The sequence below is a fragment of the Companilactobacillus pabuli genome (assembly GCF_014058425.1).
Lineage (GTDB): Bacteria > Bacillota > Bacilli > Lactobacillales > Lactobacillaceae > Companilactobacillus > Companilactobacillus pabuli.
Genome location: NZ_CP049366.1, coordinates 1,348,496 through 1,374,602, shown reverse-complemented (window position 1 = coordinate 1,374,602; position 26,107 = coordinate 1,348,496). Strand labels below are relative to the sequence as shown.

General features: G+C 35.9%; 27 protein-coding genes. 21 read left to right on the top strand and 6 right to left on the bottom strand.

Going from position 1 to position 26,107, the window contains the following annotated elements; translation table 11 throughout:
- Positions 1 to 9: 9 nt before the first annotated feature.
- From rpe to G6534_RS06645, 5 genes are all read left to right on the top strand, one after another.
- The gene (rpe, locus tag G6534_RS06665; protein WP_182082524.1) at positions 10 to 684 is read left to right on the top strand and encodes a ribulose-phosphate 3-epimerase; all 675 of its coding nucleotides are present in this window, start codon (positions 10 to 12) and stop codon (positions 682 to 684) included.
- The gene (locus G6534_RS06660) at positions 681 to 1,340 is read left to right on the top strand and encodes a thiamine diphosphokinase (RefSeq protein WP_059073585.1); all 660 of its coding nucleotides are present in this window, start codon (positions 681 to 683) and stop codon (positions 1,338 to 1,340) included. Before rpe ends, G6534_RS06660 begins: the two co-directional genes overlap by 4 nt.
- Positions 1,341 to 1,958: 618 nt before the next feature.
- Complete coding sequence (locus G6534_RS06655) at positions 1,959 to 2,813, top strand: MetQ/NlpA family ABC transporter substrate-binding protein (protein WP_059073586.1); 855 nt, start codon at positions 1,959 to 1,961, stop codon at positions 2,811 to 2,813.
- 21 nt (positions 2,814 to 2,834) lie between these two features.
- Positions 2,835 to 3,308 carry an S-ribosylhomocysteine lyase gene (locus tag G6534_RS06650; RefSeq protein ID WP_010019432.1) on the top strand — a complete coding sequence of 158 codons (474 nt, stop codon included), beginning with the start codon at positions 2,835 to 2,837 and terminating at the stop codon, positions 3,306 to 3,308.
- 20 nt (positions 3,309 to 3,328) lie between these two features.
- Complete coding sequence (locus tag G6534_RS06645) at positions 3,329 to 4,105, top strand: SDR family NAD(P)-dependent oxidoreductase (protein WP_059073587.1); 777 nt, start codon at positions 3,329 to 3,331, stop codon at positions 4,103 to 4,105.
- Positions 4,106 to 4,154: 49 nt separating this feature from the next.
- On the opposite strand, the gene G6534_RS06640 is transcribed toward G6534_RS06645, so the two are convergent.
- Positions 4,155 to 4,661, bottom strand: coding sequence for a type 1 glutamine amidotransferase domain-containing protein (locus G6534_RS06640; RefSeq protein ID WP_059073588.1), 507 nt, complete (start codon positions 4,659 to 4,661; stop codon positions 4,155 to 4,157).
- A gap of 152 nt (positions 4,662 to 4,813) precedes the next feature.
- Between G6534_RS06640 and G6534_RS06635 the strand changes: the two genes are divergently transcribed.
- Positions 4,814 to 5,956, top strand: a complete 1,143-nt coding sequence (locus G6534_RS06635) for a trans-sulfuration enzyme family protein (protein ID WP_059073589.1) — start codon at positions 4,814 to 4,816, stop codon at positions 5,954 to 5,956.
- Positions 5,957 to 5,993: 37 nt separating this feature from the next.
- Here the strand turns inward: G6534_RS06635 and G6534_RS06630 are convergent, their stop codons facing one another.
- Both G6534_RS06630 and rpmB read right to left on the bottom strand, forming a co-directional pair.
- The gene (locus tag G6534_RS06630) at positions 5,994 to 6,791 is read right to left on the bottom strand and encodes a hypothetical protein (protein ID WP_059073590.1); all 798 of its coding nucleotides are present in this window, start codon (positions 6,789 to 6,791) and stop codon (positions 5,994 to 5,996) included.
- An 87-nt stretch (positions 6,792 to 6,878) separates the two neighbouring features.
- The gene (gene rpmB / locus G6534_RS06625) at positions 6,879 to 7,064 is read right to left on the bottom strand and encodes a 50S ribosomal protein L28 (protein WP_010019437.1); all 186 of its coding nucleotides are present in this window, start codon (positions 7,062 to 7,064) and stop codon (positions 6,879 to 6,881) included.
- A 196-nt stretch (positions 7,065 to 7,260) separates the two neighbouring features.
- On the opposite strand from rpmB, the gene G6534_RS06620 reads away from it, so the two are divergent.
- The 14 genes from G6534_RS06620 to rplS all read left to right on the top strand — a co-directional run bounded on the left by G6534_RS06620 (position 7,261) and on the right by rplS (position 22,849).
- Positions 7,261 to 7,629, top strand: coding sequence for an Asp23/Gls24 family envelope stress response protein (locus G6534_RS06620; RefSeq protein ID WP_057815097.1), 369 nt, complete (start codon positions 7,261 to 7,263; stop codon positions 7,627 to 7,629).
- A 64-nt stretch (positions 7,630 to 7,693) separates the two neighbouring features.
- Positions 7,694 to 9,334, top strand: coding sequence for a DAK2 domain-containing protein (locus G6534_RS06615; protein WP_182083281.1), 1,641 nt, complete (start codon positions 7,694 to 7,696; stop codon positions 9,332 to 9,334).
- Positions 9,335 to 9,409: 75 nt separating this feature from the next.
- The gene (gene recG, locus G6534_RS06610; RefSeq protein WP_182082523.1) at positions 9,410 to 11,443 is read left to right on the top strand and encodes an ATP-dependent DNA helicase RecG; all 2,034 of its coding nucleotides are present in this window, start codon (positions 9,410 to 9,412) and stop codon (positions 11,441 to 11,443) included.
- Between the two features lie 12 nt (positions 11,444 to 11,455).
- Positions 11,456 to 12,460: a phosphate acyltransferase PlsX gene (gene plsX / locus G6534_RS06605; protein ID WP_059073591.1), complete on the top strand. Its 1,005-nt coding sequence runs from the start codon at positions 11,456 to 11,458 to the stop codon at positions 12,458 to 12,460.
- Between the two features lie 11 nt (positions 12,461 to 12,471).
- Complete coding sequence (gene acpP, locus G6534_RS06600; RefSeq protein ID WP_010019442.1) at positions 12,472 to 12,714, top strand: acyl carrier protein; 243 nt, start codon at positions 12,472 to 12,474, stop codon at positions 12,712 to 12,714.
- Positions 12,715 to 13,293: 579 nt separating this feature from the next.
- On the top strand, positions 13,294 to 13,983 hold the full coding sequence (rnc, locus tag G6534_RS06595; RefSeq protein ID WP_059073592.1) for a ribonuclease III: 690 nt from the start codon (positions 13,294 to 13,296) through the stop codon (positions 13,981 to 13,983).
- A gap of 10 nt (positions 13,984 to 13,993) precedes the next feature.
- Positions 13,994 to 17,539, top strand: coding sequence for a chromosome segregation protein SMC (smc, locus tag G6534_RS06590; RefSeq protein WP_182082522.1), 3,546 nt, complete (start codon positions 13,994 to 13,996; stop codon positions 17,537 to 17,539).
- 9 nt (positions 17,540 to 17,548) lie between these two features.
- A complete protein-coding gene (gene ftsY, locus G6534_RS06585; RefSeq protein ID WP_182082521.1) occupies positions 17,549 to 18,940 on the top strand; it encodes a signal recognition particle-docking protein FtsY in 1,392 nt (463 codons plus the stop codon).
- The gene (gene ylxM / locus G6534_RS06580) at positions 18,940 to 19,281 is read left to right on the top strand and encodes a YlxM family DNA-binding protein (RefSeq protein ID WP_010019449.1); all 342 of its coding nucleotides are present in this window, start codon (positions 18,940 to 18,942) and stop codon (positions 19,279 to 19,281) included. Before ftsY ends, ylxM begins: the two co-directional genes overlap by 1 nt.
- A gap of 9 nt (positions 19,282 to 19,290) precedes the next feature.
- A complete protein-coding gene (gene ffh, locus G6534_RS06575; RefSeq protein ID WP_119317945.1) occupies positions 19,291 to 20,727 on the top strand; it encodes a signal recognition particle protein in 1,437 nt (478 codons plus the stop codon).
- A gap of 90 nt (positions 20,728 to 20,817) precedes the next feature.
- On the top strand, positions 20,818 to 21,090 hold the full coding sequence (gene rpsP / locus G6534_RS06570) for a 30S ribosomal protein S16 (protein ID WP_010019451.1): 273 nt from the start codon (positions 20,818 to 20,820) through the stop codon (positions 21,088 to 21,090).
- Positions 21,091 to 21,147: 57 nt separating this feature from the next.
- On the top strand, positions 21,148 to 21,654 hold the full coding sequence (gene rimM, locus G6534_RS06565; protein ID WP_059073595.1) for a ribosome maturation factor RimM: 507 nt from the start codon (positions 21,148 to 21,150) through the stop codon (positions 21,652 to 21,654).
- On the top strand, positions 21,654 to 22,382 hold the full coding sequence (gene trmD / locus G6534_RS06560) for a tRNA (guanosine(37)-N1)-methyltransferase TrmD (protein ID WP_182082520.1): 729 nt from the start codon (positions 21,654 to 21,656) through the stop codon (positions 22,380 to 22,382). Before rimM ends, trmD begins: the two co-directional genes overlap by 1 nt.
- Positions 22,383 to 22,495: 113 nt before the next feature.
- A complete protein-coding gene (gene rplS / locus G6534_RS06555; RefSeq protein ID WP_059073596.1) occupies positions 22,496 to 22,849 on the top strand; it encodes a 50S ribosomal protein L19 in 354 nt (117 codons plus the stop codon).
- Positions 22,850 to 23,064: 215 nt separating this feature from the next.
- Here the strand turns inward: rplS and G6534_RS06550 are convergent, their stop codons facing one another.
- On the bottom strand, positions 23,065 to 23,700 hold the full coding sequence (locus G6534_RS06550) for a MurR/RpiR family transcriptional regulator (RefSeq protein WP_182082519.1): 636 nt from the start codon (positions 23,698 to 23,700) through the stop codon (positions 23,065 to 23,067).
- A gap of 126 nt (positions 23,701 to 23,826) precedes the next feature.
- On the opposite strand from G6534_RS06550, the gene G6534_RS06545 reads away from it, so the two are divergent.
- Positions 23,827 to 24,810 (top strand): Gfo/Idh/MocA family protein, encoded by a 984-nt coding sequence (locus G6534_RS06545; RefSeq protein ID WP_059073598.1) that lies wholly within the window; start codon positions 23,827 to 23,829, stop codon positions 24,808 to 24,810.
- Positions 24,811 to 24,841: 31 nt separating this feature from the next.
- On the opposite strand, the gene G6534_RS06540 is transcribed toward G6534_RS06545, so the two are convergent.
- Together G6534_RS06540 and G6534_RS06535 are read right to left on the bottom strand one after the other, a co-directional pair.
- Positions 24,842 to 25,396 carry a hypothetical protein gene (locus G6534_RS06540; RefSeq protein ID WP_059073599.1) on the bottom strand — a complete coding sequence of 185 codons (555 nt, stop codon included), beginning with the start codon at positions 25,394 to 25,396 and terminating at the stop codon, positions 24,842 to 24,844.
- Between the two features lie 19 nt (positions 25,397 to 25,415).
- Positions 25,416 to 26,033: a histidine phosphatase family protein gene (locus G6534_RS06535; protein ID WP_059073600.1), complete on the bottom strand. Its 618-nt coding sequence runs from the start codon at positions 26,031 to 26,033 to the stop codon at positions 25,416 to 25,418.
- Positions 26,034 to 26,107 lie beyond the last annotated feature (74 nt).

Genomic DNA, 26,107 nt, shown 5'->3' with positions numbered 1-26,107 from the left:
TGATTTTTAATGACAGTAAAGATTGCACCATCAATTTTATCTGCAGATATTATGAACTTGGAACGAGATGTAAGAGCTGCTGACAAAGCGGGAGCAGATATCTTCCATATCGACATGATGGACGGAAATTTTGTCCCTAATATGTCCTTTAGTCCTAGCGTGGTTGAAGGGATGCGTCGCGTAACTGACAAGCCTTTGGATATTCATATGATGATGGAAAATCCAGATGCTTATATTAAGCCAGTGATCGATGCAGGGGCTGATACGGTCTTGATCCATGCTGAAAGTACTCAACACATTTATCGCTCAATCGATTTGGTAAAAAGTTACGGAGCACGTGCCGGGGTAGTTGTTAATCCTGGAACACCACTAGAAACTGTAAAAGAACTTTTCCCAATTATTGATCAAATCCTTGTTATGACAGTTAATCCAGGTTTTGGTGGACAAAAATTCATTTCTGGAATGACTAAGAAGATTCAACGTTTGGATCAATTGCGTCAAACAGCTGCTGATGACAATTTTGAAATTGAAGTCGATGGTGGAATCAATGCTGACACAATCAGTCAATGTGCTAGAGCTGGAGCTGATATTTTTGTAGCCGGTTCATATTTGTTCAATGGTGAAGCTGGTCTAGAAAAGAGAATCGATGATATTCGTTCTTTGGCTGTGGAAGCAAAACAATGAAACGAGTAAATATTTTGCTAGGGGGTCCTACTAGCGAGTACCCTGACGAATTAAGTAAAAGTATTAAGGGTATCCCTGGTCCTTGGGTTGGAGCAGATCGAGGTAGTTTGCATTTGATGGCTAATGGAATAATTCCTGAAATTGCAATTGGAGATTTTGATTCTATCAGTAAAAAAGAACAAAAACTTCTTCAAGACAATGTGCCAGTCTTTGAAAAGTTTCCCCCTGAAAAGGATGATACGGATTCTGAGTTGTGTTTATTAGCAGCTAGGGAAAAGTACAATGCCCAAGAATATTACGTTTATGGAGCTACTGGTGGTCGAATCGACCATTTTCTAGTTAATTTATTCTTACCATATGACTCTAGATTTTTAGATTTTTATGATAAGTTGTATTATAAATCTGCCACGAATACGATTAGATTCTTCAAACCTGGTCGTTATACGATTTATCATGAGAACTCAATGAAATACGTGGCTTTCGTTAATTTGGGACCCGTGACACATTTAAATTTGTTCGATGCAAAGTACAAATTAAATGATTATAGTGTGGCACATCCCGTTAGCTGGGCTAGTAATGAATTTGTAAAAGATACAATTGATTTTAGCTTTGAAAGTGGTATTGTGGCAGTTATTCAAAGTAAAGATAAAAAATAAATTTAAGACATTTTCTGATGGAAGATGTCTTTTTTTAATGCCTATTAAATCAGGGATTTGAGGAAGTTTTTAAAGTAAAGTTAAATGCCAAAGGGAAATTATTTTCAAAATAACGTTGACAAAGAAAAACTACTAGAGTAAATTAATCACCAATCAAACGATTAAAAATTAATTAATCTTATTAGACGTTGAAGAGAAGAGTAGATCAACTATTAGTTTGAAGAGTGACCATCGGATAGTGAAAAGGTGGAGCGAACGTTGATTGAAGATGAGCTTGGAGTCTTACCTAGGTGCAAGCCAAAGGTACGCAAGGATGCGATATCATCCCGGACATGTTAGTGTCGTTGAGGTATTTTGTGTAAGCAAAATATAAATTAGGGTGGTATCACGGGAAATCGTCCCTACAATTCAGATTTAGGTCTGTTTTGTAGGGGCGATTTTGCGTTGAAGGGGACTTTTAATTTTCCCACAACGTATTGGGGTAGCTCAGTCCCCATAATCAACATCAGAATTTGATATTAATTATTTAACCAATCGAGGAGGCATTTTTATGAAAAGTCTATGGCTTAGACCAACATGAAAAATTAGAGGATTATTAGAATAGAGGAGGAGAAGGAAATGAGAAAAGGGAAAAGTTTAATTGTTACAGTACTTTTAGCACTGTCGGTTATTTTATTGGTCGGCTGTGGAAATCAATCAAAGGCGGCCGATGACGATACCATAGTTGTTGGTTCACAAGGATCCGACCTAGATATTTGGGAACACATTGCTAAGAGTTCCCAAGCTAAGAAATTAGGCTTGAATATCAAAACTAAGGAAATCACTGATGGGGCGCAACTAAACTCTGCCACAAGTCAAGGTCAAGTCGATGTCAATGCTTTCCAATCATGGTCTTATTACAAGGCTTACAACAAACAAAATCCTAAAGGAAAATTGGCTGCTTTAGGAACAACTTATTTGGAACCTTTAGGAATTTATTCAAAGAAGTACAAGAGTGTGGAAGATATTCCCGATGGAACGACAATTGCTATCGCCAACAACCCTGCCAATACATCACGAGGTTTGTTGTTATTACAAGAAGCTGGATTGATCACTTTGAAAAAAGGTTTTGGAGCTTTAGACAATACCAAAGATATTACTGCTAATCCTAAGAACCTTAAATTCAAAGAAATCGATGATACCACCGGTCCTAGAGTTTTAAATGATGTACCAGTAGTTCTCATTTCTAATACAGTTGCTTTGGAAAGTGGACTTCATGTTTTGACCGATTCAATCTACCACGAAAAAATCGATCAAAGTACCAAAGAAAACGTCAATATCCTAGCAACTGCTGATAAGAATAAAAATAATGCTAACTACAAGAAACTAGTTAAGCTCTACCACAACAAGAAGATTCAAGAATACATCAAGAAAAAGTATTACGGAACTAAGATTGAAGTTAATAAACCATTAACATATTTAGAAAATAAATAAAATTTTAAGGAGATAATTATTATGGCTAAAGTTGAAAGTTTTACATTGGATCACACAAAGGTAAAGGCACCTTATGTTCGTTTGATTACTGAAGAACACGGAGCAAAGGGCGATGCAATTTCAAATTATGATTTGCGTCTAGTACAACCTAATGAGAATGCTATTCCTACTGCTGGTTTACATACAATTGAACATTTGTTAGCTGGACTTTTGAGAGATAGATTGGATGGCGTAATTGATTGTTCACCATTCGGTTGTCGTACAGGTTTTCATTTGATTACTTGGGGCGAACATTCAACTACTGAAGTAGCAGAAGCTTTGAAAGGTGCTTTGACAGATATTGCCGAAAATATTGAATGGAAAGACGTTCAAGGAACTGACAAATACAGTTGTGGTAACTATCGTGATCACTCATTGTTCTCAGCTAAGGAATGGTCAAAGAAGATTCTTGAAGAAGGAATTTCTAACGACCCTTACGAACGTCACGTAATCTAAATTAGTAAAGAAGGTTAATCATGAGTCTATTTACATCTTTAGAGAAAAAAATTATCCTCGTCACTGGTGGTTTTCAAGGTATTGGACGTGAGGTAGTGACAACTTTTCAAAACGAAAAAGCAATTGTGATTGCGGCTGATTTGTCATATCAAAATAATGATTTGAAACGATTGAATGACTTCGAATATCAAATTCATCTCGATGTCAGTGATGAAACTAGCGTCAAAAATTTAGCAGCTCAACTAAAAACTCAAAATCTTACTCCCAACATTTTAGTTAATGTAGCTGGAATTTCGACGATGGATTATTTGATTGATAGTCAGACGAGTGATTTTGATAAGACTTTAGCTGTCAATACTCGTGGAACTTACTTAGTCAGCAAGTACATTGTCAAATTAATGGTTGCTGCCAAGCGTCCAGGGAAAGTAGTTTTGATAGCCTCGCAAGCTGGTAAGAATGGCTATCGTGCTATGTCAGCGTACGTTGCTTCTAAGCATGCTGTCCTTGGCTTGACGAAGACTTTAGCAATCGAGGTAGCTAAGGACCAGATCAATGTCAATGCAGTTTGTCCTGGTATTATTGAAACTTCAATGAAACATCGTGAAAGAAAAGATGGTGCAAAAATTAGAGGTTTAACAGCTGATGATATCGAAAAAGAAGATAACAGCCAGGTACCACTAGGACGGACAGGAACTCCCAAAGATGTTGCCAATGTCGTGTTGTTCTTAGCTAGTCCATTGTCAGATTATATGACGGGACAAGGAATCAACGTTACTGGTGGAATGACGATGAATTAAAAAAATAAGCTAGCCAATTTTAAATAACTGGCTAGCTTATTTTAGATAATTATTGTAATTCATTAACGATAGCTTTGTTAAAGGCATCCAAGTCATCAGGAGTACGACTAGTGATCAAGTGACGATCGATAACTACGGGTTCATCTTTAACGATACCGCCAGCGTAGTAAAGATCAGTTTGAACAGTCTTATATGAAGTTAAAGTTCTACCCTTAACTAAGCCTGTTTGCATCAAAAGTTGTGGACCGTGGCAGATTGAAAAGATAGCTTTATCAGCAAGCATAAATTTCTTAGCAAGTTCAACGAATCTTTCATCAGCACGAAGATTATCAGGTGAAAAACCACCAGGAATTAGTAAAGCATCATAATCATCAGCATTGATGTCATCGATACCCTTATCAGCGGTAAATTCTGTTCCATGTTTACCAACTAATTTTTCATTAGCTTTAGTTCCAACTAGGGTTACCTCGTTACCTGCGTCAGTCAAAGCCTTTTTAGGGGATGTGTATTCGATATCCTCGACATCATTAGCCATTACAGCAATAATTTTACTCATAAATTTGTTTCCTCCTCATTAATATAGTAATAGTTTACTCGTAGGGGGTAGGGATAAGTCAAATAATTTCCATTATGAATATTTTTATTGTCTAATAGTAACTCGTGTGAGATAACAGAGTAGTTTGTGAATTTGATTTATGGAGGATTAATATGACAAGTTTTAATACAAAATTGGTTCATGGCGAACCACAAAATGATAACAATACTGGGGCAGTCAACGTTCCAGTTTACAATTCTTCAACTTATATTTATCCATCAGTTGATGCTAAGGTAAAATACGATTATGCACGTTCAGGTAATCCGACGAGAAATTATTTGGAAGAACAAGTAGCACAGTTGGAAAATGGCTGCCGTGGTTTTGCTTTTTCTTCAGGGTCAGCGGCAATCCATGCTGTGTTGGCAATCTTTAAACCAGGCGATCATTTGATTATCGGCAAGGAAATCTATGGTGGAACTTTTAGAATTATCAATGAATTCTTTAAACGTTGGCAGATTGAATTTACTGCTGTCGATACTCAGAATTTAGATGAAATTCGACAGGCAATCAAACCTAATACGAAGGCAATTTATTTTGAAAGTTTTACCAATCCTTTGTTGCACGTGACAAGTGTTGCTGGCGTAAGTAAAGTAGCTAAGGCTAATAATCTTTTGACGATCGTTGATAATACGTTTCTATCACCATATTTACAACGACCACTAGATTTAGGTGCTGATATTGTGATTCATTCAGCCACGAAATATCTCAGTGGTCACTCAGATGTAATTGCTGGTATTGCCGTCGCTAAGGATGAAGACATTGCCGATAAAATCTATTTCAATCAAAATGCTATTGGGTCAACTTTATCTCCTGAAGATTCCAATTTAGTACGTCGTGGGATTCAAACATTGTCAGTGAGAATGGATCGTCACTTGAGTAATGCTCAAAAGATTGTCGAATTTTTACAGACTCGTCCAGAAATTGCTAAGATTTATTATCCTGGTATTGCTGGTAGTAAGAATCATGAAATAGCTGCTAAAGAAGCTGATGGTTTTGGTGGTATCGTTTCTTTTGAATTAGCCGACGGATTGGATTCAACTAAATTTGTCGAGGGGACCAAATTGATTCAACTGGCTGTTAGCTTGGGTGCTGTCGAAAGTTTGATTGAGTTGCCTTACAAGATGACTCATGCTGAACTTTCACCTGAAGAGCAATTAAAGGCTGGTATCACACATCAATTAGTTAGATTGTCAGTCGGAATTGAAGATGTGAGTGATTTGATTGATGATTTAGCACAAAGTTTAGACAGACTATAAAAAATCCCGATAGAATGTAATTACATTTTATCGAGATTTATTTTTTTAGATTTTTTCCATCAATGCTGATTTTTGATTTCTTATCGAACTTAAAATCAATTTGCTCCGTTTCTGGTTGAAAGTCATCAACATCAAATTGACTTTCCAAAATTCTTACTTGTGGTTTATCGTTTACGAAAATAAGATCATTGCCACTGATTTGAGATTTAGTCTTAACCGCTAAGTCATTTTTATAGTCGGTAGTAGTTGAATCAATCGTCAAATTTTTAAAGAAAGTTTTTGAACCTTGGCGTAATTCAAATTTATGCAAAATAGTACAATCCTTTAAATAGACCGTGGAATCTTTTTGAAATAATAATTGAAATTCGGTATTGTCAGCGAATAATTGGCTCTTTTCTAAAGACAAGCCGATAGCTTTAATTTTTTTACCAGTTAAAATTTTTGAATCTTTAAATGAAAAATAGGCATTTTGTCCATAGATCGTATCCCAATAGTCACTCGTTTGCCGGTCAATGATAATGTTTTGTCCATAAACTCTAGCCCCGTCGTAAGCTGACATGGTATTTTCATCGTTTGCAGGGTAGATGATACTTAAATTTTTAAAAATCAAAGTATTTTTAGCGCCAACTGTGAAACTACAATACAGTTTAATGTCTTCTTTATTTGAAGTTTTACCGATGAATGAAATATCACGTCTGATCGTACAAATAAAGGGATTATTTCTGGAAAAGTAAGTTCCAGGCAGCAGTTCGATTACGTCGCCATCTTTGGCGTTGACGATAGCTTGCATCAATTCTTCGTCATTATTTTTTTGAGTGCCAATAGTGATTTTCATAAAATCCCTCCCTTAGTTGATTATTATAGGATAAAATAAAAGAGACCAACAATAAATGTTAGTCTCTTTTAAATTATTAAGTGATAATTATACACGAGTAACTTTTCCTGATTTCAATGCTCTAGCTGAAACCCATACACGTTTTGGCTTACCATCAACCATGATACGAACTTTTTGCAAATTTGGCTTCCAAGAACGTTTTGATTGGTTAAGAGCGTGTGAACGTTTGTTACCGAACACTGTTTTACGGCCTGTAATAATATCTTTTGCCATGGGACCGACCTCCTTTGGCTACATGTTTTTCTTTAAAATATCACCTGACTAATTTACCATATATAAAAGGTTAAAGCAATAGAGTAATTATGGAATAATCGACTTTTATCTAGTTTAATTCTTTAATTAGATTTGTTGCTATGATAGAATTTTATTGTTTATGATAGATTTGGTCCATGAATAGGAGGATCCAGAGATGGCAGTTACAATTAAAACAAAACATGGTGAAATTGAAGTTTCAACAAATACTGTTGCTACAATTGTCGGCGGTGCTGCTTCTGATATCTACGGTATCGTAGGTATGGCAAGTAAGAACCAACTACGTGACGGGATGAATACGATTTTGAACCGTGAGGACTTTTCTAGAGGTGTAGTTATTCATCAAGAAGATGGTAAACTGGCCGTTGATGTCTACATAATCGTTGGATATGGTATTAAAATATCCGAAGTAGCGAAAAATTTAAAAGAAAAAGTAAAATATAACCTAGAAACAATGCTTGGAACGCCAGCTGGCACTGTTAACGTTTATGTTCAAGGAATTAAAGTTCTGGACGATATCGAATAGGTAAAGCTGGTTGGAGGGGAAACTTTTGAGCAAAGAACTAATTACAAAAAAAGAATTTTCAGATATGGTGCGTGTTGCATCGCACAGACTTGAAAAGAATGCTAAGTTTGTAAACTCACTTAATGTCTTTCCGGTTCCTGATGGCGATACCGGAACCAATATGAGCTTAACTATACAAAGCGGTTTTAAGGCCGTAAATGAATCAGAGAGTAATCACGTAGGAACACTTGGAAAAGCTCTTGCAAAAGGACTTTTGATGGGTGCTCGTGGAAACTCAGGTGTTATTACATCACAAATCTTCCGTGGCTTTTCAAAGAGTATCGAAGATAAAGAGTCTTTGACAGCGATGGATTTGGCTAAGGCTTTTGATGACGGTGTAAAAACCGCTTATAAAGCAGTTATGAAACCTGTTGAAGGAACAATTTTGACAGTTGCTAGATTCGGTGCTGAGTCTGCTATGGAAAAAGTTAAGACAACTAATGATACAGTAGAAATCTTAAAAGCTGTTGTAGCCGGAGCTAAAGTAGGACTAGAAAAGACACCATCACTATTGCCAGTTTTAAAAGAAGTTGGTGTAGTTGACTCTGGTGGTCAAGGTTTAGTCTTTATTTATGAAGGCTTTTTAGAAGGTTTAAGTGGCGTTGCCAGTGACGAAGAAGAATATGTCCCTGATGAAAGAGACATGGCTGAAATGGTCAATGCTAACCACCACCAATCCGTTCAAGGTCAGTTCAATACAGATGAGATCAAAAATGGTTACTGTACAGAAATGATGGTTGAACTGGGCAAGAATCCAACTTCTGATGAAAAATTTGAAAATGATAAGTTACGTAGTTATTTAGATAAAATCGGTGACTCTTTAATTGTCGTTTCAGATGATGAAGTTGTTAAAGTTCACGTTCACACTAACTATCCTTACAAAGTTTGGGCAGCTGGTAGAAAATACGGTTCACTTTCAAAAATCAAGATTGATAATATGCGTTTGCAACATGAAACAATCGTTGATGATGACGAACCAATGACACCAGAAGCACAACCACAAGCAGCTATTGACTATGCAGTTATCGCTGTTTCATCTGGTGACGGCTTGACAGAACTCTTCAAGAGTTTAGGTGTAACGCACGTGATCAGTGGTGGACAAACAATGAATCCATCCACTAACGATATTGTCGATGCCATTAATAAATCAAATGCTAAACGTGCCTTAGTATTGCCAAACAACAGTAATATCATTATGGCTGCTAAACAAGCGGTTGATTTAGTTGATATTCCAGTCGCAATCGTTGGTTCTAAGACTATCTCTCAAGGAATGACGGCTATGCTTTCTTTCAATCCTGATGCAGAACTTTCAGAAAATGAAGCAAACATGGAAGATTCTTTGGATACAGTTAAGAGTGGTCAAATTACTCAAGCAATTCGTGATACTGAAATCGATGGTCTAAAGATCACTAAGGGTCATTACATGGGAATTGTCGATGGTAAGATTTTGGTTGACGACGAAGATATCATTTCAGGTACTGAAAAAATGCTTGATAAGATGATTGATGAGGATAGTGAAGTAATCACTATTTTAATCGGTGAAGATGGCAACCAAGATGACGCTCAAAAGATTGCTGACTACTTAGATGATAAGTATGATGACTTAGAGACAGAAATTCACCAAGGTGATCAACCAGTTTATCCTTATTTGATTTCGGTTGAATAATTTTTTAAAGGAGGCAATGATGAAACGTTTGTTTTGTCACGCCTTTTTTTAATTTCAAAGGAAAGGGGAATGTAAATGGATTTAAGAAAGGTGTCACTAGCGCAGTTGCCTAGTGTTGGGCCGAAACGGTTAGAGGCGTTACAGTCATTAGGAATCAACAACGTTTATGACTTGCTGTTTTATTTCCCTTTTCGTTATGAAGATATGCAGGCCAAATCTTTAGATGACGCAGTGGATCAAGAAAAAATCCTTGTTAAAGGCGTAGTTGCCAGTGAACCAGTCGTATCACGCTTTGGCTACAAGAAAACACGTCTAAATGTTCGTTTGATGACTGATAATGAATCAATCATGGTGACTTTTTTTAATCAGCCTTGGTTAAAAGATAAGTTTAAAACAGGTAATGATGCTGCTGTATACGGCAAATGGAATGCCAATCGCCGTTCCTTAATGGGCATGAAAGTAATCGGCATTAATGATAATTCAGTCGATTCAGTTTATTCTGTTAACAAAAATATTCATCAAAAAACACTGATCAATCTGATTAAAGTAGCTTTTGAGAAATATCATGATCAAATTGATACGGTTGTTCCTAGTTACTTGCGACTGAAATATAAATTATTGGATGATGAACAGATTGTTTCGGGAATTCATTTTCCAAAAAATGAAGAACAAAGTGAAGAAGCCAGACGAAGTGCCAAATTTCGAGAGTTCTTCTTGTTCCAATGCGGTTTGCAAAGTATCAAACGAAATGACGATAACAAAAATATCGGTATCGTTGAAAAATACGATCAAAAGTTCTTAGATGACTTCATCCAGAGCTTGCCATTCAAGCTGACTGATGCTCAAAATCGCGTTGTAAAAGAAATTTTGCAAGATATGGCTTCTGATCATCATATGAATCGCTTGTTGCAAGGAGACGTTGGTTCTGGTAAGACGATTGTTTCAGTAATTGCTATGTTGGCTTCGGTGACAGCAGGTTATCAAGCAGCCATCATGGCACCAACTGAAATTTTGGCTCAACAACATTTTGACAAAATCAGTAAGTTGTTAACGCCTTTGAAGATAAGAACTGCTCTGTTAACTGGTTCTTTGACAAAAAAAGAACATGATTTTATCGCCGGCGATATTTTAAATGGTAAGACTAATATCGTGGTTGGAACTCATGCTTTGATACAAGACAGTGTTGAGTTTAAAGATTTAGGCTTTATCGTAATTGATGAGCAGCATCGTTTCGGAGTTAATCAAAGAAAAGCACTGCGGCAAAAAGGCGACAATCCCGACGTTTTAGCGATGACTGCAACACCGATTCCTAGAACTTTGGCAATTACGACTTATGGTGATATGGATGTCTCAAGAATTGATCAATTGCCTGCTGGTCGTAAGAAAATTGAAACTTATTGGATTCGCAGTCAAAAGATTGAACAGATGTATCAATTTGTGGCTAAAGAATTGCAAACGGGTTCACAAGTTTATGTAGTTACACCGTTGATTTCTGAATCAGAAACAATGGACTTAAAAAATGCTGAATTGATTTTTGATAAATTTACAGAATTATTTGGTAAAAAATATAAGATCGGTTTATTGCATGGTCAGATGCCAAATGACCAAAAAGAAGCCGTTATGAATGATTTCAGCGATAAGAAAATCGATGTTTTGGTATCGACAACTGTTATTGAAGTTGGTGTCGATGTTCCGAATGCTTCAGTAATGGTGATTTATGATGCTAATCGATTCGGATTATCACAATTGCACCAATTACGTGGCCGTGTTGGTCGTGGCGATAAACAATCTTATTGTATTTTGATTGCTGACCCTAAGAATGAATCGGCAGCTGAGCGAATGAAGATTTTGACTTCAACTAATGATGGCTTTGTTCTAGCTGAAGAAGATTTGAAAATGCGTGGTGCTGGTGACTTATTGGGAAATCGTCAATCAGGTTTGCCAGAATTTAAAATTGGTAATCCAATCAATGACATCAATATTTTGGAAGTGGCTCAAGAAGAGGCTAGTCGCTTGTTTAATGATGAGAAACTATTCAATAGTCCAGAGACTAAAAATTTGAAGTCGTTTATTAATGAAGAATATGATCAACTAAATAATTTTGATTAGTGAGGGAAAAATATGAAAATAGCTGTTGATGCTATGGGTGGCGATAACGCTCCTAAAGTAATTGTTGAGGGAATCGAAAAAGCTCGCGATGAGTGGAAAGATTTAGAATTCGTTCTCTATGGTAAAGAATCAGAAATTAAGAAGTATTTGCAAAATGACGAAAGAATCAAGATAGTTCACACCGATGAAGAAATCCTTGGAACTGATGAGCCAGTTAGGGCTATCAGAACTAAGAAAAATGCTTCAATGGTCTTGGCTGCTAAATCAGTCAAAGACGGCGAAAACGATGCCTTATTCTCATTGGGTAATACTGGAGCTTTGTTGGCTAGTGGAATCTTTATCGTTGGACGTATCAAACAAGTGTCTCGTCCAGCATTGATGCCAACTTTGCCAGTTACTAATTCTACTAATGGAGTTAATATGCTCGATGTTGGTGCTAATGCAGAAGCAAAAGCAAGTTACTTACAACAATGGGCCATTATGGGTTCAATCTATGCGCACGATGTTAAAAAAATCGACCAACCAAGAATTGCTTTGTTGAACAACGGAACTGAATATGACAAGGGTGATACTTTGCACAAAGAAGCTTATCAACTCTTAAAAGAAACTGAAGGCATCAACTTTATCGGAAACGTAGAATCTGGCGATATTTTAGCCGGAGTTGCGGATGTCATCGTAACTGACGGATTCACTGGAAACGCTGCCTTGAAGGCTACTGAGGGAACAGCAACGATATTGTTGAAGCAATTAAAGGACGCCTTGCTAAATAATGGTATCTTTACTAAAATGGGTGCAGCTATCGTTAGTCCATCACTAAAGGGTATGCGTAAGATGTTTGATACTTCTCAAGCTGGTGGAGCCGTATTGTTAGGCTTGAAATCTCCAGTAATCAAAGCCCACGGTGCAGCTGACAGTAAGACAGTCTATTATACTGTTAAACAAATTTATGATATGTTAACTAACGATACAATTAACAAAGCTAATAAATATTTCGAAAAAATGAACGCCGAAAAATAGGGAGAGTTTTTATGACAGAACAAGCTGTATTTGACAAAATCAAAGCATTGATTGCTGACAAATTTGAAGTAGATGCATCAACAATTACTAAAGAAACATCATTTACAAAAGATTTGGATGCAGATTCTATCGACCTTGTGGAATTTGTACTAGAACTTGAGGATGAGTTTGGTTCAGAAATTCCTGATGATGATGCTGAAAAGATTACAACAGTTGGTGAAGCAGTTAGCTATATTTCTTCACATCAAGGATAAGATTTTTATTTGAATTTTGGTTAAGTATGCCGTCGTCCGCAAAAGCTCTGTGATTGGCTGGAACGCTGCCGACACGACTTGAAACCAATACATGGAACAAAGGCGTATTGTTTCCAAGTTCGGTCTTATTCTAAGCGATAAATCGCTAAGAATAATTTGGCGGCTGAGCCATCACAGAACTTTTGCTACCGACTAGTTTCAATTATTTATTTTAATAACATTGGATTTGCATTAATTGAATGGTGATATCACTGTTTATTTCAATCAGTTAAATGAAATAAATTTAGAAACCACTATTTAATCGGGAGTGAGAGCCCTGGAAAATGCTCAGCCGTGAAATTTCTCTTGGCAATTAATTGCCTAGTGAAAGGTCGAGCTTGAAGACTTTGCCCGGTTTAAGCTTAAAAGGCTCCAAGTCGTGCCCACAGCATTCCAGCGTTTTCCAGGGCCGAACGGACGATGGCAATTTTAATCAATACAATAACGAAATTTAAGGCCAAGCGGTCTTATTTTTTTATCCAGCTAATTATTTAATAGAAAAGTTTAGTATAATTAATATTATTGGAAAGGGGACACGTTATGTTAGATCCAAAATTTTTAGAATTTTTAGATGAAAAGTATGGAATCAAGTTTAACAATAAAAAACTAGTTCAAAGAGCTATGACACATTCCTCATTTGATAACGAGCATAAAGGGCTTGGCATTGGGGATTATGAACGTCTAGAATTTTTGGGGGATGCAGTTTTGGAAATCAATATCTCCCGCTATCTCTTTGAAAAGTACCCAGAATTGCCAGAAGGTAAATTGACACGTTTAAGATCAGATATTGTCAGAACGGACAGCTTTGCTCGTTTTGCCAAAGAAATCCAAATCGATAAGTATTTGTTGATTGGTAAAGGTGAAGAAAAACAAGGTGCCCGTCAAAGACATACTTTGCTTGAGGATATTTTTGAAGCCTTTAACGGAGCTTTGTACTTGGATCAAGGTAATGAAGTTGTTAATGAATTTTTGAAAAAAGTAGTTTATCCACATATTGATTCAGGTGAATTTTCTGAAGATACTGATTTTAAGACACATCTTCAAGAAAAATTACAACAATCAGGTGAAGTCGAAATCGATTACAAGGTGATTGATGAAGAAGGTCCTGATCACGATAAGAAATTTAAAGTTGAACTAATTGCTAACGGTAAGATTTTGTCCAAGGGACTTGGATACAGCAAGAAACATGCTGAACAAATGGCAGCCAAAAGAGCATTAGATGAATTATAGGAGTTAAGTTATGCCATTAAAATCATTAACGATCAATGGGTTTAAATCATTTGCTGATAAAACGAAGATTGATTTCACAAGTGGAATCACAGGTATCGTTGGACCCAACGGGAGTGGAAAATCAAATATTACTGAAGCCATACGTTGGGTAATGGGTGAACAATCAGCAAAGAGTTTACGTGGAGACAAAATGGTCGATGTGATTTTTGCTGGAAGTGCGACTCGTCCCCAAATGAATCGTGCGGAAGTAATTTTGGAATTTGATAATCGCAATAAAGAATTAAAAACAACTCAAGATGAAGTTGTAATTTGTCGTCGGCTCTTTAGAAATGGTGATACGGAATTTTTGATCAATAATAAGAATTGTCGTTTACGTGATATTACTGAATTATTCATGGATTCTGGGATGGGTAAACAATCATTTTCAATTATTTCCCAAGGTCGAGTTGAAGCAATCTTTAACAGTAAGCCAGTGGAAAGACGTAGTATTATTGAAGAATCAGCTGGTGTGTCTTTATTTAAGCAAAAAAAGCAACAGGCTGAAAATAAATTATCCGATACAACTGACAATTTACATCGTGTTTCTGATATTGTTTCAGAATTGTCAAAACAAGTTGAACCACTAAAGAAACAAGCTAGTATTGCTCGTGATTACAAAGAACAAAAGAGTAAGTACGATGATATTTATCAAAAAATCTTAACGATTGAAATTAGAGATTTATCAAATCAAAAACATCAAATCGACAAAGAGCTACGAGAAGTCAAAACTAGCTTACAAAATATCTCTCAACAAGTAACACAGGCTAACCAACAAGTAGAAGATAATAACCAAGCCGTTAGAACTTTAACCAATCAACTAGATGAAAAACAGGCTAAATTAGTTGAAGTAACGAAAACCTTAGAAATTTACAATAGTAAAATTGCCGTCGCCGATGAAAGAACCGGTTTTAATTCGACGACAAAGTTGACTTTGACCAATCAATTGAAATCAGTTGAAGAACAAAAAGTAAAAAACGATGCAAAGTTGGTTGAATCAAATAAAAAATTAGCCCAATGTCTAGAAAAAATCACTGATTTTGAAAAGAAATTAAAAGATTTACAGCAATTGAAACAAAAGACACCAGCTGATATTAAGGATAATATTGCCCAATTAAGAACTGATTACATCAATCTTCTCCAAGACCAAGTAACGAATAATAATGAACAAAAATTTTCGCAAAGACAATTAGAACGAATCAATGCGGGGATTTCTGAACAAAATTCTCAACTTAAAGAAGTAACGACTAAATTAGAAAGTTATAAAGAAGATCATCAAAAAATTGATGCTGAAATCAAAAAATTAGTTGATGATAATCAAGCACTTTTGACACGCAATCAAGAGTTAGAAAAATCAATTCAAGAAATTACGGAAACGGGTAAGAATGAAAATAATAACTATCTGAAGATTTTAGAAAACCTTCAAGAAATTAAAGCTCGTAAAAAAGTTCTCGAAAATATGGAACAAGAACACGCTGGTTTCTTCGAAGGTGCTAAGAATGTTTTAAATAATAAAGCACGTCTTTCCGGAATCGTTGGTGCCGTTGCAGAACTCATTTCGGTACCGCAAGATTATCAATTGGCTATTCAAACTGTTGTCAGCAATCAATTGCAATCGATCGTAACTGAAGATGAAGTGGCTGCTAAACATGCCATTGCTTACTTACGTCAAAATCGCGGCGGTCGTGCGACTTTCTTACCACTTAACATTATCCAAGCTCGTACCATCAACACTAATGATTTGAACAAAGCTAAAAGGGTCACAGGTTTTGTTGGAGTCGCTAGTGATTTAGTGACCTATGATGGAAAAGTTGAGAATATTGTTAAGAATATTTTGGGTAATTTATTAGTTGCTAAAAATATCGATGATGCAACAAGTATCTCAGCAGCAGTTAATCGCAAATTCCGCGTGGTTACTTTAGATGGAAATGTTGTTAATGCTGGTGGTTCTTTAACTGGTGGACAACAACGTCGTGTTAATTCAAGTATTTTGAGTCGAAAAGATGAGTTAGCAGATTTGACTAAGCAACTTTCTAAACAAGAATTGTTGATGGATCAAAAACAAGCACTAGTTCAAGATTTAAGAAATCAATTGGTACAATTCAATGCCGAAAAGAAACGTATTGATGCAAAGCTTGCTAATTTCAACCAGTCTAAGAGTAAATTTGAAAATGAAATTTCAACTTCTCAAAGTGAAGAAAAGCATTTTAGTGAACGTTTAGATGTTATCAAATACAATTTGAGCAAGAATCAAGAAGAGCAAGCACAAATCAATCAAGATTTGGCTACGCAAAAGGCCACAGCTGAGAAGATTCAAAAAGAAATTACTGCTACTCAACAAGAAATTGATCAAAAGCAAAAATTGTTGACTGACTTTGATACACAGCTCAATAAAATCAATCATCAAGAGCAAGAATTACAAACTAAATTAGCAGTTATCAAGAATAATCATGCGAATGAATCCGATCAAAATAGCTATTTGAAGGAATCGATTTCTCAAGCAACTGAACAGATTTCTGAATTACAAGGTAAGCTAAATGACCTAGATTCAGAAAAGAATCAGTTAGATTTAAGTAATACTGAAGTTAAAAATCGTATCAAAGAGTGTCAAACTGAAATTAAAGATTTGCAAGATGTTGTAGCTAAGTTAAAAGCTGAGCGTGAAAAGCAGCAAGCTTTGTCTACTGAGTTAAATTCCAAGGCACAACGTAATTTTGATTTGCAAAAAGCAGCAGCTGATCAGCAAGAATCATTGGCAATTCAAAATACTAAGTTGTCCAACCAAATCGACAGTCGCTTGGATACCTTGTCGCAAGATTATCAGTTGACTTATGAAGCATCGCTTCAAGATTTAAAGCGTGGAGACTACGATCCAGAAGCTTTGAAGAAAGAGGCACGATTGCTCAAAATGGGAATTGAGGAATTAGGAACCGTTAATTTGTCGGCTATTGATGATTATGACAAGGTCAAGGATCGTTATGAATTTTTGACACAACAACAAAATGACCTCTTACAAGCTAGAAGTCAGTTGTTAGACACGATGTCGGAAATGGATAAAGAAGTAACGACAAGATTTAAGAAGACATTTGATGAAGTATCAGAAGCCTTTGAGAAAATTTTCCCAGAAATGTTTGCTGGTGGTCGTGCTAAGTTAGTTTTAACTGAACCCGATAATTTATTGGAATCAGGAATTGAAATTATTGCTCAGCCACCCGGGAAGAAATTCCAACGACTAAGTCTATTATCCGGTGGAGAAAAAGCTTTAACGGCAATTACTTTGCTCTTTGCAATTATTAAAGCCAAACCAGTTCCATTTTGTATCTTGGATGAGGTTGAAGCGTCACTTGATGATGCTAACGTTTATCGTTTTGCTAATTATTTAAATCAATATGATGACAATACTGAATTCATCGTTATTACTCACCGTAAAGGAACTATGATGAACGTAAATCGTTTGTATGGTGTAACTATGGAAGAATCTGGTGTTTCCAGAATGTTATCAGTTAAAGTCAAAGAATAGGAGAAAATAATGGGATTATTTGATCGAATTAAAAAAGCTTTTACCGGTAAAGATGATTCTGAAGAAAAAGAACTAAAGAAAAAATCTTCAGAACAAGCCCCTGAATCTGACCAAAACTCAAAACCAGAATCAGCTTCTCCTGAAGAGAAAAAAGAATCTACGACAGAGGCTCAACCAGAGGAAGCTACTGAAGATGAATCAATAGTTGAAGAAAAGCCCGAACCAGCAGAACCTACTGTTGAAGAACCTGAATCAAAAACGGTAGAATCAGAGACAAATTCTGAAGCTGAACCTGAGCAGACTTCTGAAACCGTTAAGGAAGAACCAGAAAGCACTCCAGAAGAATCAGCTCCAGAGGAAGTTTCTGAATCAGATGAAAAGACTGAAGAAGAAACTACTGAGCCAGCTACTGAAGAATCCAAAGAAACTGAAGAAGCTGAAAAGCCAAAGGATGATGTCAAAGAATACGATGAAGGTTTAAAAAAGAGTCGTAATTCCTTTAGTTCTCGTTTAAATCATTTCTTAGCTAACTTTAGAAGTGTCGACGAAGATTTCTTTGATGATTTGGAAGAATTGTTGATTGAATCTGATGTCGGTTATGAAACTGCAATGCGTATTTCTGATGAGTTACGTGAGGAAGTTAAGTTAGAAAACGCTAAGAAGAAATCCGATGTATCTAACGTTATTGTGCGTAAGTTAGTTGATATGTACGGTGAAGAAGGCAAGGATGAAGATAACGATTTGAAGTTCAGTACTGATAAGACGCCTACTATCTTCTTGTTTGTCGGTGTTAATGGTGCTGGTAAAACTACCACTATCGGAAAACTAGCTCATCGTTATCAATCAGAAGGTAAAAAAGTCTTGTTGGCAGCTGGTGATACATTTAGAGCTGGTGCTATCGAACAATTGCAAGAATGGGGTAAACGTGTAAATGTTCCTGTTCAAGCAAGTAAAGCTCACACTGATCCGGCTTCAGTCGTTTACGATGCTGTTCAACGAGCAGTCAATGAAGATTTTGATATCTTGTTAGTTGATACGGCCGGACGTTTGCAAAATAAAGAAGGTTTGATGCGTGAGCTAGAAAAAATCAAACGTGTCATTACTCGTGAATTGCCAGATGCACCACAAGAAGTCTTGTTGGTACTCGATGGTTCAACGGGACAAAATGCTTTGAGTCAAGCCAAGCAATTTAACGAAACAACTGAGGTTTCCGGGATTGTTTTGACTAAATTGGATGGAAGTTCCCAAGGTGGTGTCGTCTTGGCAATCAGAAATGAATTGCACATTCCAGTTAAATTAGTTGGTCTTGGTGAACAAATGGATGACTTACGTGACTTTGACCCAGAGAAATTCATTTACGGTTTGTTCAAGGATTTGATTGTTGGAGCCTCTGATAAATAATGGATATTGATGAAACGACTCGAATCAATCTGTTATATAATTTTTATCATTCATTATTGACGAAAAAGCAAAGCCGCTATATGGATCTTTATTATGTAGAAGATTTTTCACTCAGTGAAATCTCTGAACAATTAGATGTTTCTAGACAAGCGGTGTTAGATAACTTGCATCGGTCTGTCAATTTGTTAGAATCATTTGAGAAAGAACTCGGTTTAGTTGAGAAAACTCAAGAAATTGATGATATTTCAAAAAATCTCAGTCAATTGGTTCAAACTAAATATGCTGATGATAAAGAATTATTAGCATTAGTACAAAGAATTTCAAAAATAAATGAAATGTAGGAGTAGAGTATGGCTTTTGAAGGATTAAGCGAACGTTTACAAAAAGTTTTTTCTTCCTTAAAGGGAAAAGGTAAGCTTTCTGACGAAGATGTTCGTAAAGTAATGCGTGAAGTTCGAATGGCCTTATTGGAAGCCGATGTCAATTTTGACGTTGTTAAGACTTTCGTTAAGACTGTTCGTGAACGTGCTTTGGGCGCAGAAGTAATGGAAAGTTTGACTCCTTCACAACAAGTTATCAAGATTGTTGATGAAGAGTTAACTAAATTGATGGGACAGGAAGCAGTTCCATTGAATAAGGCACCACACATTCCAACGATTATTATGATGGTTGGTCTCCAAGGTGCTGGTAAAACTACTACAGCTGGTAAATTAGCTAATCGTTTGAAGACAAATGACAAGGCTCGTCCATTGTTCATTGCCGGAGATGTTTATCGTCCTGCTGCTATCGAACAATTGAAGACTATTGGTCAACAACTTGACGTACCAGTTTATGACGAGGGAACTGATAATGATCCAGTAGAAATCGTTAAAAACGGTTTGGCAGTGGCGAAAGAAAATAAAAATGACTATGTAATTATTGATACGGCCGGACGTTTGGAAATCGATGAACAATTGATGGAAGAACTTCAAAAGATCAAAGATTTGGCACATCCGAATGAAATCTTGTTCGTTGCTGATTCAATGACTGGTCAAGTGGCTGCCAAAGTTGCTCATGGATTTGACGAACAACTAGATATTACTGGTGTCGTTTTGACGAAGTTAGATGGTGACACACGTGGTGGTGCCGCACTTTCAATTCGTTCCGTTACTGGTAAGCCAATCAAGTTCATTGGACAAGGTGAAAAACTCGATCAATTAGATGTTTTCCATCCTGACCGTATGGCTAACCGTATCCTTGGTATGGGTGACATGTTGACCTTGATTGAAAAGGCTCAAACTGATTACGATGAGAAGCAAGCTAAAGAAGTTGCCGAAAAGATTCGTGAAAACAGTTTTGATTTCAACGACTTTATTGATCAAATGGATCAAATTCAAAAAATGGGTCCTTTGGATGAATTGATGAAGATGATTCCAGGAATGGCTAATAATCCTGCCTTGGCTAATATCAATATTGGTGAAAAAGATATTGCCCATTTGAAGGCTATCGTTTATTCTATGACACCTAAAGAACGTGAAGATCCAGATCTTTTGAACCCTTCACGTCGTCGTAGAATTGCGGCTGGTTCTGGTCAAAGCGTTCAAAACGTTAACCGGATGATCAAGCAATTCAAGCAATCCCGTGACATGATGAATAAGATGAGTAAAGGTAACATGGCCGGGATGGAACAATTGATGGGAAATGGTGTTCAAGGTCGATTAGGTAAGATGGCTATGAAGTCGATGGTTCGTCGTAATAAAAAGAAAAAGAAGAAGCGCTTAAAGAAGATTAAACGTTTTAAATCATAAAAAAAATAGATGCTGTCAAGAAAAAAACTTTACAGCATCTATTTTTTTGTGTATACTAACAAAGTTAAGTATTTAGGAGGAAACAAACATATGTCAGTTAAAATCAGAATGAAACGTATGGGTAGTAAGTTAAGACCATTTTACAGATTGGTAGTTGCAGATTCACGTTCACCACGTGATGGTCGCTTTATCGAACAAGTTGGTTACTACAACCCAATTTCACAACCAGAAGAAATCAAGTTGGATGATGACAAGATCGTTGAATGGTTAAACAAAGGTGCACAACCTTCAGATACTGTTCGTCACTTGTTGAAACAACACGGAATTATGCAAAAGTTCCACGAAAGCAAATTTACAAAATAGTAATTTTTAATGGGACCAGACAATTGTCGTGGTTCCATTTTTATTCACGGAGGAAAAATGACTGAAAAATTATATCGTGTTGGTACTATCGTAAATACTCATGGTATTAAAGGCGAATTAAGGGTAATCCCAATTACTGATTTTCCTAAAGATCGTTTTAAATCAGGTGCAAAGTTGTTCTTGAAAGATAAAACTGAATTTGTCGTTGAATCATCACGTCCACACAAAAATTTTGTTCTAGTTAAATTAAAAGGCTATGACAATATTAATGATGTTGAAAAGTTCGTTAAATCAGAATTGTTTGCTAATGGTGAAGAAGCTAGCGACTTAGAAGATGGCGAATTTTTATACAGTCAAATTATCGGTTTGAATGTGATTGACAAAGATTTAGGCGAAGTCGGCAAAATCACCGAAATCATGGAATTAGGTTCCAATGATGTTTGGGTCGTCAAGAGTCCAAAGTATAAGGAAATTTTATTGCCTTATATTGATGATGTAATTAAAGAAGTTGACCTTGAAAATAAAGAGGTCAAAGTTGAAATACCGGATGGGTTGATAGATTAATGGATATTACAATTTTAAGTATTTTTCCAAAAATGTTTCAGGCATTAAATGAGTCATTGATTGGAAAAGCACAAGAAAAAGAACTCGTAAATATTGATGTCGTTGATTTTCGTGATTTTACTACTAATAAGCAAAATCACGTTGATGATGCGCCATATGGTGGTGGAGCTGGGATGTTGTTGCAGGCTCAACCGATTTATGACGCAATGGATTATGTTGAAAAGAAAAAACCAGGTAAGAAACGGGTCGTTTTATTAGATCCAGCTGGTAAAACTTTCAATACAAAAATGGCTAAAGATTTCGCTAAAGAAGATCAATTGGTATTCATCTGTGGACATTACGAAGGCTTTGATGAACGTGTCAAAGATTTGGTGACTGATGAAGTATCAATCGGTGATTATATTTTGACAGGTGGCGAATTGCCAACAATGAGTATGATCGATGCAACATTGCGGTTCGTGCCAGGTGTATTGGGGAATTCATTTTCCGCAGAAGAGGAATCTTTCTCAAACAACTTGCTAGAATACCCTCAATATTCACGTCCGGCCGATTTTCGTGGCAAAAAAGTTCCCGACGTGTTAATCAGCGGGGATCATGAAAAAATCCGTCTCTGGCGTTTAGAACAAGCTTTGAAGAAGACTTTAGAGCGTCGACCCGATTTATTGGAGCATGCTTCATTGACTGACGAGGAAAAGAAGCTTTTACACAAAATTCGTCAAAATAACTAGTTTACAATTAAGTTCAAATAAAGTATCATATTAAGAGTGTTTGAACGCACATATTAACGATATTCCGCTGTATGTCCGAGATATATAAGAGTGTCGGTAGGGAGAAATTATTTATGAATAAATTAATTCAAGATATTACTAAAGAACAATTACGTTCTGATATTCCTGACTTCCGTAGTGGTGACACTATTCGTGTACATGCTAAGGTTGTTGAAGGTTCACGTGAACGTATTCAATTATTCGAAGGTGTCGTAATCAAGAGACATGGTTCAGGAATCAGTGCAACATACACTGTTCGTAAAGTAAGTAACGGTGTTGGTGTTGAAAGAACATTCCCATTGAACACACCTCGTGTTGAACAAATCGAAGTTATCAGACATGGTCGTGTACGTCGTAGCAAGCTTTACTACCTACGTGCTCGTACAGGTAAGGCTGCTCGTATTAAAGAACGTCGTCGTGACATCTAATTTAATGCAAACAGTGAAGTTAAACTTCTAAAAAAATAAACCATCCGTAAAAGGTGGTTTATTTTTTTTGCTCTGAAAATCTAGAGTCAGAAAACAATTTTTCAGATGCCAAGCGATGTCGTTGGTTATTGTCGTAATTAGCCACGAATAATCCTGAATACAAGGTGTTCAAGACGTAATCGATAGCAACACTTGAAGCAAAGGGTGAGATTTTATCAGTCGAACTTTCCGAGTCGTTTGAGTCGTAAGATTTTTGTCATTTGATAAGTACTTTTCGTTTGGCCACTGTAAAAAATTACAAGAGCACAGTCATCTTTTTGAAAATTAGCTGCTAGAAAGTTACTTTCTTCAACTAAAGTTGGCAACTGGGCATGAAAATTTATTTTCATTAATTTGTTTTGAAAACTTAGAGCAGAAATATAAGTATCACCATATGCAAAAATACCTAAATTTTTAGCTTTTAAAATTAAGCGAATGGCTTTCTCTAGTGTGGAATTATCCAAAAGTTCACTCGTTTGCTTGATTGATGTTTCCATGACACTAGCAATCTTTTGGGCGATTTCTTTGTTAGAGTCATCTTCAGTAAAGGGAAAATCAGGATCGATAGTTGATATATCGTCGTAATGCTTTTGCAATTCAGCTGATAATTTGATTTTGAAGTCTTTGAAACCTTTCAAGCCAATTTTTCGACAAAGTCTGACAATCGTAGAAGTTGAACTGAAGGTATTAATAGCCAGCTTTTGAATCGATAAATTTAAAACGTCTTCTTTATTTTTTAAAATGTAATTGGCTAAGTCTTTTTCGGAACCGTTGAAATTATCTTGAGCCTTTAATTGGTTGATAATTGTCATAATGTTTCACCTAATTTGTTTTTAGTATAAAAATAATTGGAACATTTTTACCGTTTTGTATATATTACGTTATTACTTAATAAGTCGTGGTTCAATGGAGTTGATAAAAGATTTGGAGGCATGAAAATGAAATTAGCGATTATTGGTTCAGGAAATATTGTACATGACTTTTTGACGATTACTAAGGATTTAAAAGAAACACAACTGACGGCTATTATCGGTACAAATAGAAGTATTGATATTTTGAAGCAACTACAAAGTGAATATCATATCGGACAAGTGTTTACTGATTTTGATGAGGCTTTAAAGAAGAGTGATTTTGATACCGTCTACGTGGCAGTTCCTAATTTCTTACACTATCAGTTTGCTAAGAAGGCTTTGGAGAATGGGAAGAATGTCATTTCCGAAAAACCTTTCACAGTTAAGTACGAAGAGTTCGAAGATCTAAAGAAAATTGCCTTAGAAAAACATCTCGTTTTGTTAGAAGCAATTACGACTCAATATTTGCAAAACTTCCTCGACTTAAAAAAGAAGTTGCCTGAATTAGGTGATTTGAAAATTATTGAGAGCAACTATTCCCAATATTCATCTCGGTATGATGCCTTTAAAGCCGGAAAAATTTTACCAGCATTTGATCCTAAAAAGGGTGGTGGAGCCTTGATGGATCTCAATATTTATAATATTCACTTTATCGTTGGTTTGTTGGGACGTCCTAAAAAAGTAACGTATTTGCCAAATATCGAACGTAATATCGATACATCAGGTATTTTGACTTTGGATTACGGCTCTGTTAAAGCAGTAGCTATCGGTGCTAAAGATTCCGTCATTCCGTTTAGAAGTAGCGTCATTCAAGGCAACCATGGATCAATCGTAGTCAATGGTCCAACGAATGAAATGAAATCATTTGATATTTATGACAATGACAAAGAATTAGTTGAAAAAATCGATCACAATGTTTATCCACATCGGATGTATCAAGAATTTGTTGAATTTGAAAAAATTATTAGAACTAACGATTTACAAGCAGTCCAACAGCATTTGCAGCACAGTGAAGACGTCATGTGGGTTGTGAAGAAAGCCTTAGAATCAGCCGATTTAAAATTAGACTAAAAAAATCCGTTATCGTTTGATAGCGGATTTTTTAAATGCTCTTTTTCACCATTCGCTCAATTCCGTAATTAGATAGGGTGTATAAAGAGTCAAATAAAGCTTGTCCCAAAGTAGAATTGCGTTTTATTTTACTGTTGTTATTATTCGGAATATTTTTTAAAAGAGAATCAAGTTTTTTAATATCGCGGTCAGAATAAAATTGACTGTCTTTAAGGTGATGAGTTAAAGCCACCAAAAAAGAATACTTTGGATTGATTTTTTTCAGCTGTTTCAATTGTTCAATCGCAATTTTGTCTAAACCATTTGGATAGATGATTTCTGAATATCGCTCACGTAAATTAGCATAGACATCGCCAAAATGTAAGATCCAGACAATAAAATCATCAGAATTAACGTATTGTAAACTTAAACTAACTTCTGAGTAATTATTAACTTTCTCTAGAATCTTATTTTCAATCAGCCAATCCATGAAACCATAAAAATATTCTTCAATATCGCTGTTTCTAACACTTGCTAAACCACTTAAACCAGTAAAACTCCTAATTTTTTGCTTGATAATTTCATTTTCTAATTGTTGAATTGTCACATTTTTTCATCTCGAAATTTTAATTAAAGACTTGGTTATAATACTCTAAATAAAACTCTTTATCACTAACACTAGTTATTTTGGTGACGCTAGTGTTTCTCGGTTCTGGAAGACTCATAGGATCTTTAGGCTTCAGAACATCTAAAGCACTAGCTTTAATGGTGAAACCATGCGTTACACAGATAATTTTGTCGTTAGGATACTTATTAGTAGCTTCAATCAAAAATTCATGTACGCGGTTGATTACGTCATCAAAAGTTTCACCATCTTGAGCGTATTTAACATACATTGGTAAAACGTCGTCCCAATAATTATTATAAGCATCAGGGTGTTGTTTTCTCAAGTCGGCGTTCTTTTGGCCGTCCCATTGACCATACGAGATTTCTAATAAACGTTTATCAAAACTGACGGGTAATTGAGCTTTTTGATTGAGAATTTCAGTTGTTTGTTTAGTCCGATTCAAAGGACTAGAAATAATCCTGTCCGCAAAGCTGATATCAAAGTGGTCACGTAAGGTTTCGGCTTGTTTTTGACCATTATCATTGAGATAAGTAATTTCTGAATTAATTGTGCCTTGCTTCATTTTTAGGACGTTAGCTTTCGTCTGTCCATGACGAATAAAGTAAAATTGAGTCATGTTTCCTCCTAGATGATTGTCATAAATTAATTATATTCATAATAAATAAAGATTACTAGTTGACAATTATTAAA

What these genes read in the sequence shown, in the direction of transcription:
- ylxM (WP_010019449.1), top strand. Translation starts at nt 18,940, where the DNA reads ATGGATATTGATGAAACGACTCGAATCAATCTGTTATATAATTTTTAT.
- G6534_RS06655 (WP_059073586.1), top strand. Translation starts at nt 1,959, where the DNA reads ATGAGAAAAGGGAAAAGTTTAATTGTTACAGTACTTTTAGCACTGTCG.
- rplS (WP_059073596.1), top strand. Translation starts at nt 22,496, where the DNA reads ATGAATAAATTAATTCAAGATATTACTAAAGAACAATTACGTTCTGAT.
- rpe (WP_182082524.1), top strand. Translation starts at nt 10, where the DNA reads ATGACAGTAAAGATTGCACCATCAATTTTATCTGCAGATATTATGAAC.
- ftsY (WP_182082521.1), top strand. Translation starts at nt 17,549, where the DNA reads ATGGGATTATTTGATCGAATTAAAAAAGCTTTTACCGGTAAAGATGAT.
- rpsP (WP_010019451.1), top strand. Translation starts at nt 20,818, where the DNA reads ATGTCAGTTAAAATCAGAATGAAACGTATGGGTAGTAAGTTAAGACCA.
- smc (WP_182082522.1), top strand. Translation starts at nt 13,994, where the DNA reads ATGCCATTAAAATCATTAACGATCAATGGGTTTAAATCATTTGCTGAT.
- G6534_RS06545 (WP_059073598.1), top strand. Translation starts at nt 23,827, where the DNA reads ATGAAATTAGCGATTATTGGTTCAGGAAATATTGTACATGACTTTTTG.
- rnc (WP_059073592.1), top strand. Translation starts at nt 13,294, where the DNA reads ATGTTAGATCCAAAATTTTTAGAATTTTTAGATGAAAAGTATGGAATC.
- G6534_RS06630 (WP_059073590.1), bottom strand. Translation starts at nt 6,791, where the DNA reads ATGAAAATCACTATTGGCACTCAAAAAAATAATGACGAAGAATTGATG.
- G6534_RS06615 (WP_182083281.1), top strand. Translation starts at nt 7,694, where the DNA reads ATGGTGCGTGTTGCATCGCACAGACTTGAAAAGAATGCTAAGTTTGTA.
- G6534_RS06550 (WP_182082519.1), bottom strand. Translation starts at nt 23,700, where the DNA reads ATGACAATTATCAACCAATTAAAGGCTCAAGATAATTTCAACGGTTCC.
- trmD (WP_182082520.1), top strand. Translation starts at nt 21,654, where the DNA reads ATGGATATTACAATTTTAAGTATTTTTCCAAAAATGTTTCAGGCATTA.
- G6534_RS06640 (WP_059073588.1), bottom strand. Translation starts at nt 4,661, where the DNA reads ATGAGTAAAATTATTGCTGTAATGGCTAATGATGTCGAGGATATCGAA.
- G6534_RS06650 (WP_010019432.1), top strand. Translation starts at nt 2,835, where the DNA reads ATGGCTAAAGTTGAAAGTTTTACATTGGATCACACAAAGGTAAAGGCA.
- G6534_RS06535 (WP_059073600.1), bottom strand. Translation starts at nt 26,033, where the DNA reads ATGACTCAATTTTACTTTATTCGTCATGGACAGACGAAAGCTAACGTC.
- G6534_RS06660 (WP_059073585.1), top strand. Translation starts at nt 681, where the DNA reads ATGAAACGAGTAAATATTTTGCTAGGGGGTCCTACTAGCGAGTACCCT.
- rpmB (WP_010019437.1), bottom strand. Translation starts at nt 7,064, where the DNA reads ATGGCAAAAGATATTATTACAGGCCGTAAAACAGTGTTCGGTAACAAA.
- ffh (WP_119317945.1), top strand. Translation starts at nt 19,291, where the DNA reads ATGGCTTTTGAAGGATTAAGCGAACGTTTACAAAAAGTTTTTTCTTCC.
- acpP (WP_010019442.1), top strand. Translation starts at nt 12,472, where the DNA reads ATGACAGAACAAGCTGTATTTGACAAAATCAAAGCATTGATTGCTGAC.
- G6534_RS06645 (WP_059073587.1), top strand. Translation starts at nt 3,329, where the DNA reads ATGAGTCTATTTACATCTTTAGAGAAAAAAATTATCCTCGTCACTGGT.
- G6534_RS06635 (WP_059073589.1), top strand. Translation starts at nt 4,814, where the DNA reads ATGACAAGTTTTAATACAAAATTGGTTCATGGCGAACCACAAAATGAT.
- rimM (WP_059073595.1), top strand. Translation starts at nt 21,148, where the DNA reads ATGACTGAAAAATTATATCGTGTTGGTACTATCGTAAATACTCATGGT.
- recG (WP_182082523.1), top strand. Translation starts at nt 9,410, where the DNA reads ATGGATTTAAGAAAGGTGTCACTAGCGCAGTTGCCTAGTGTTGGGCCG.
- plsX (WP_059073591.1), top strand. Translation starts at nt 11,456, where the DNA reads ATGAAAATAGCTGTTGATGCTATGGGTGGCGATAACGCTCCTAAAGTA.
- G6534_RS06620 (WP_057815097.1), top strand. Translation starts at nt 7,261, where the DNA reads ATGGCAGTTACAATTAAAACAAAACATGGTGAAATTGAAGTTTCAACA.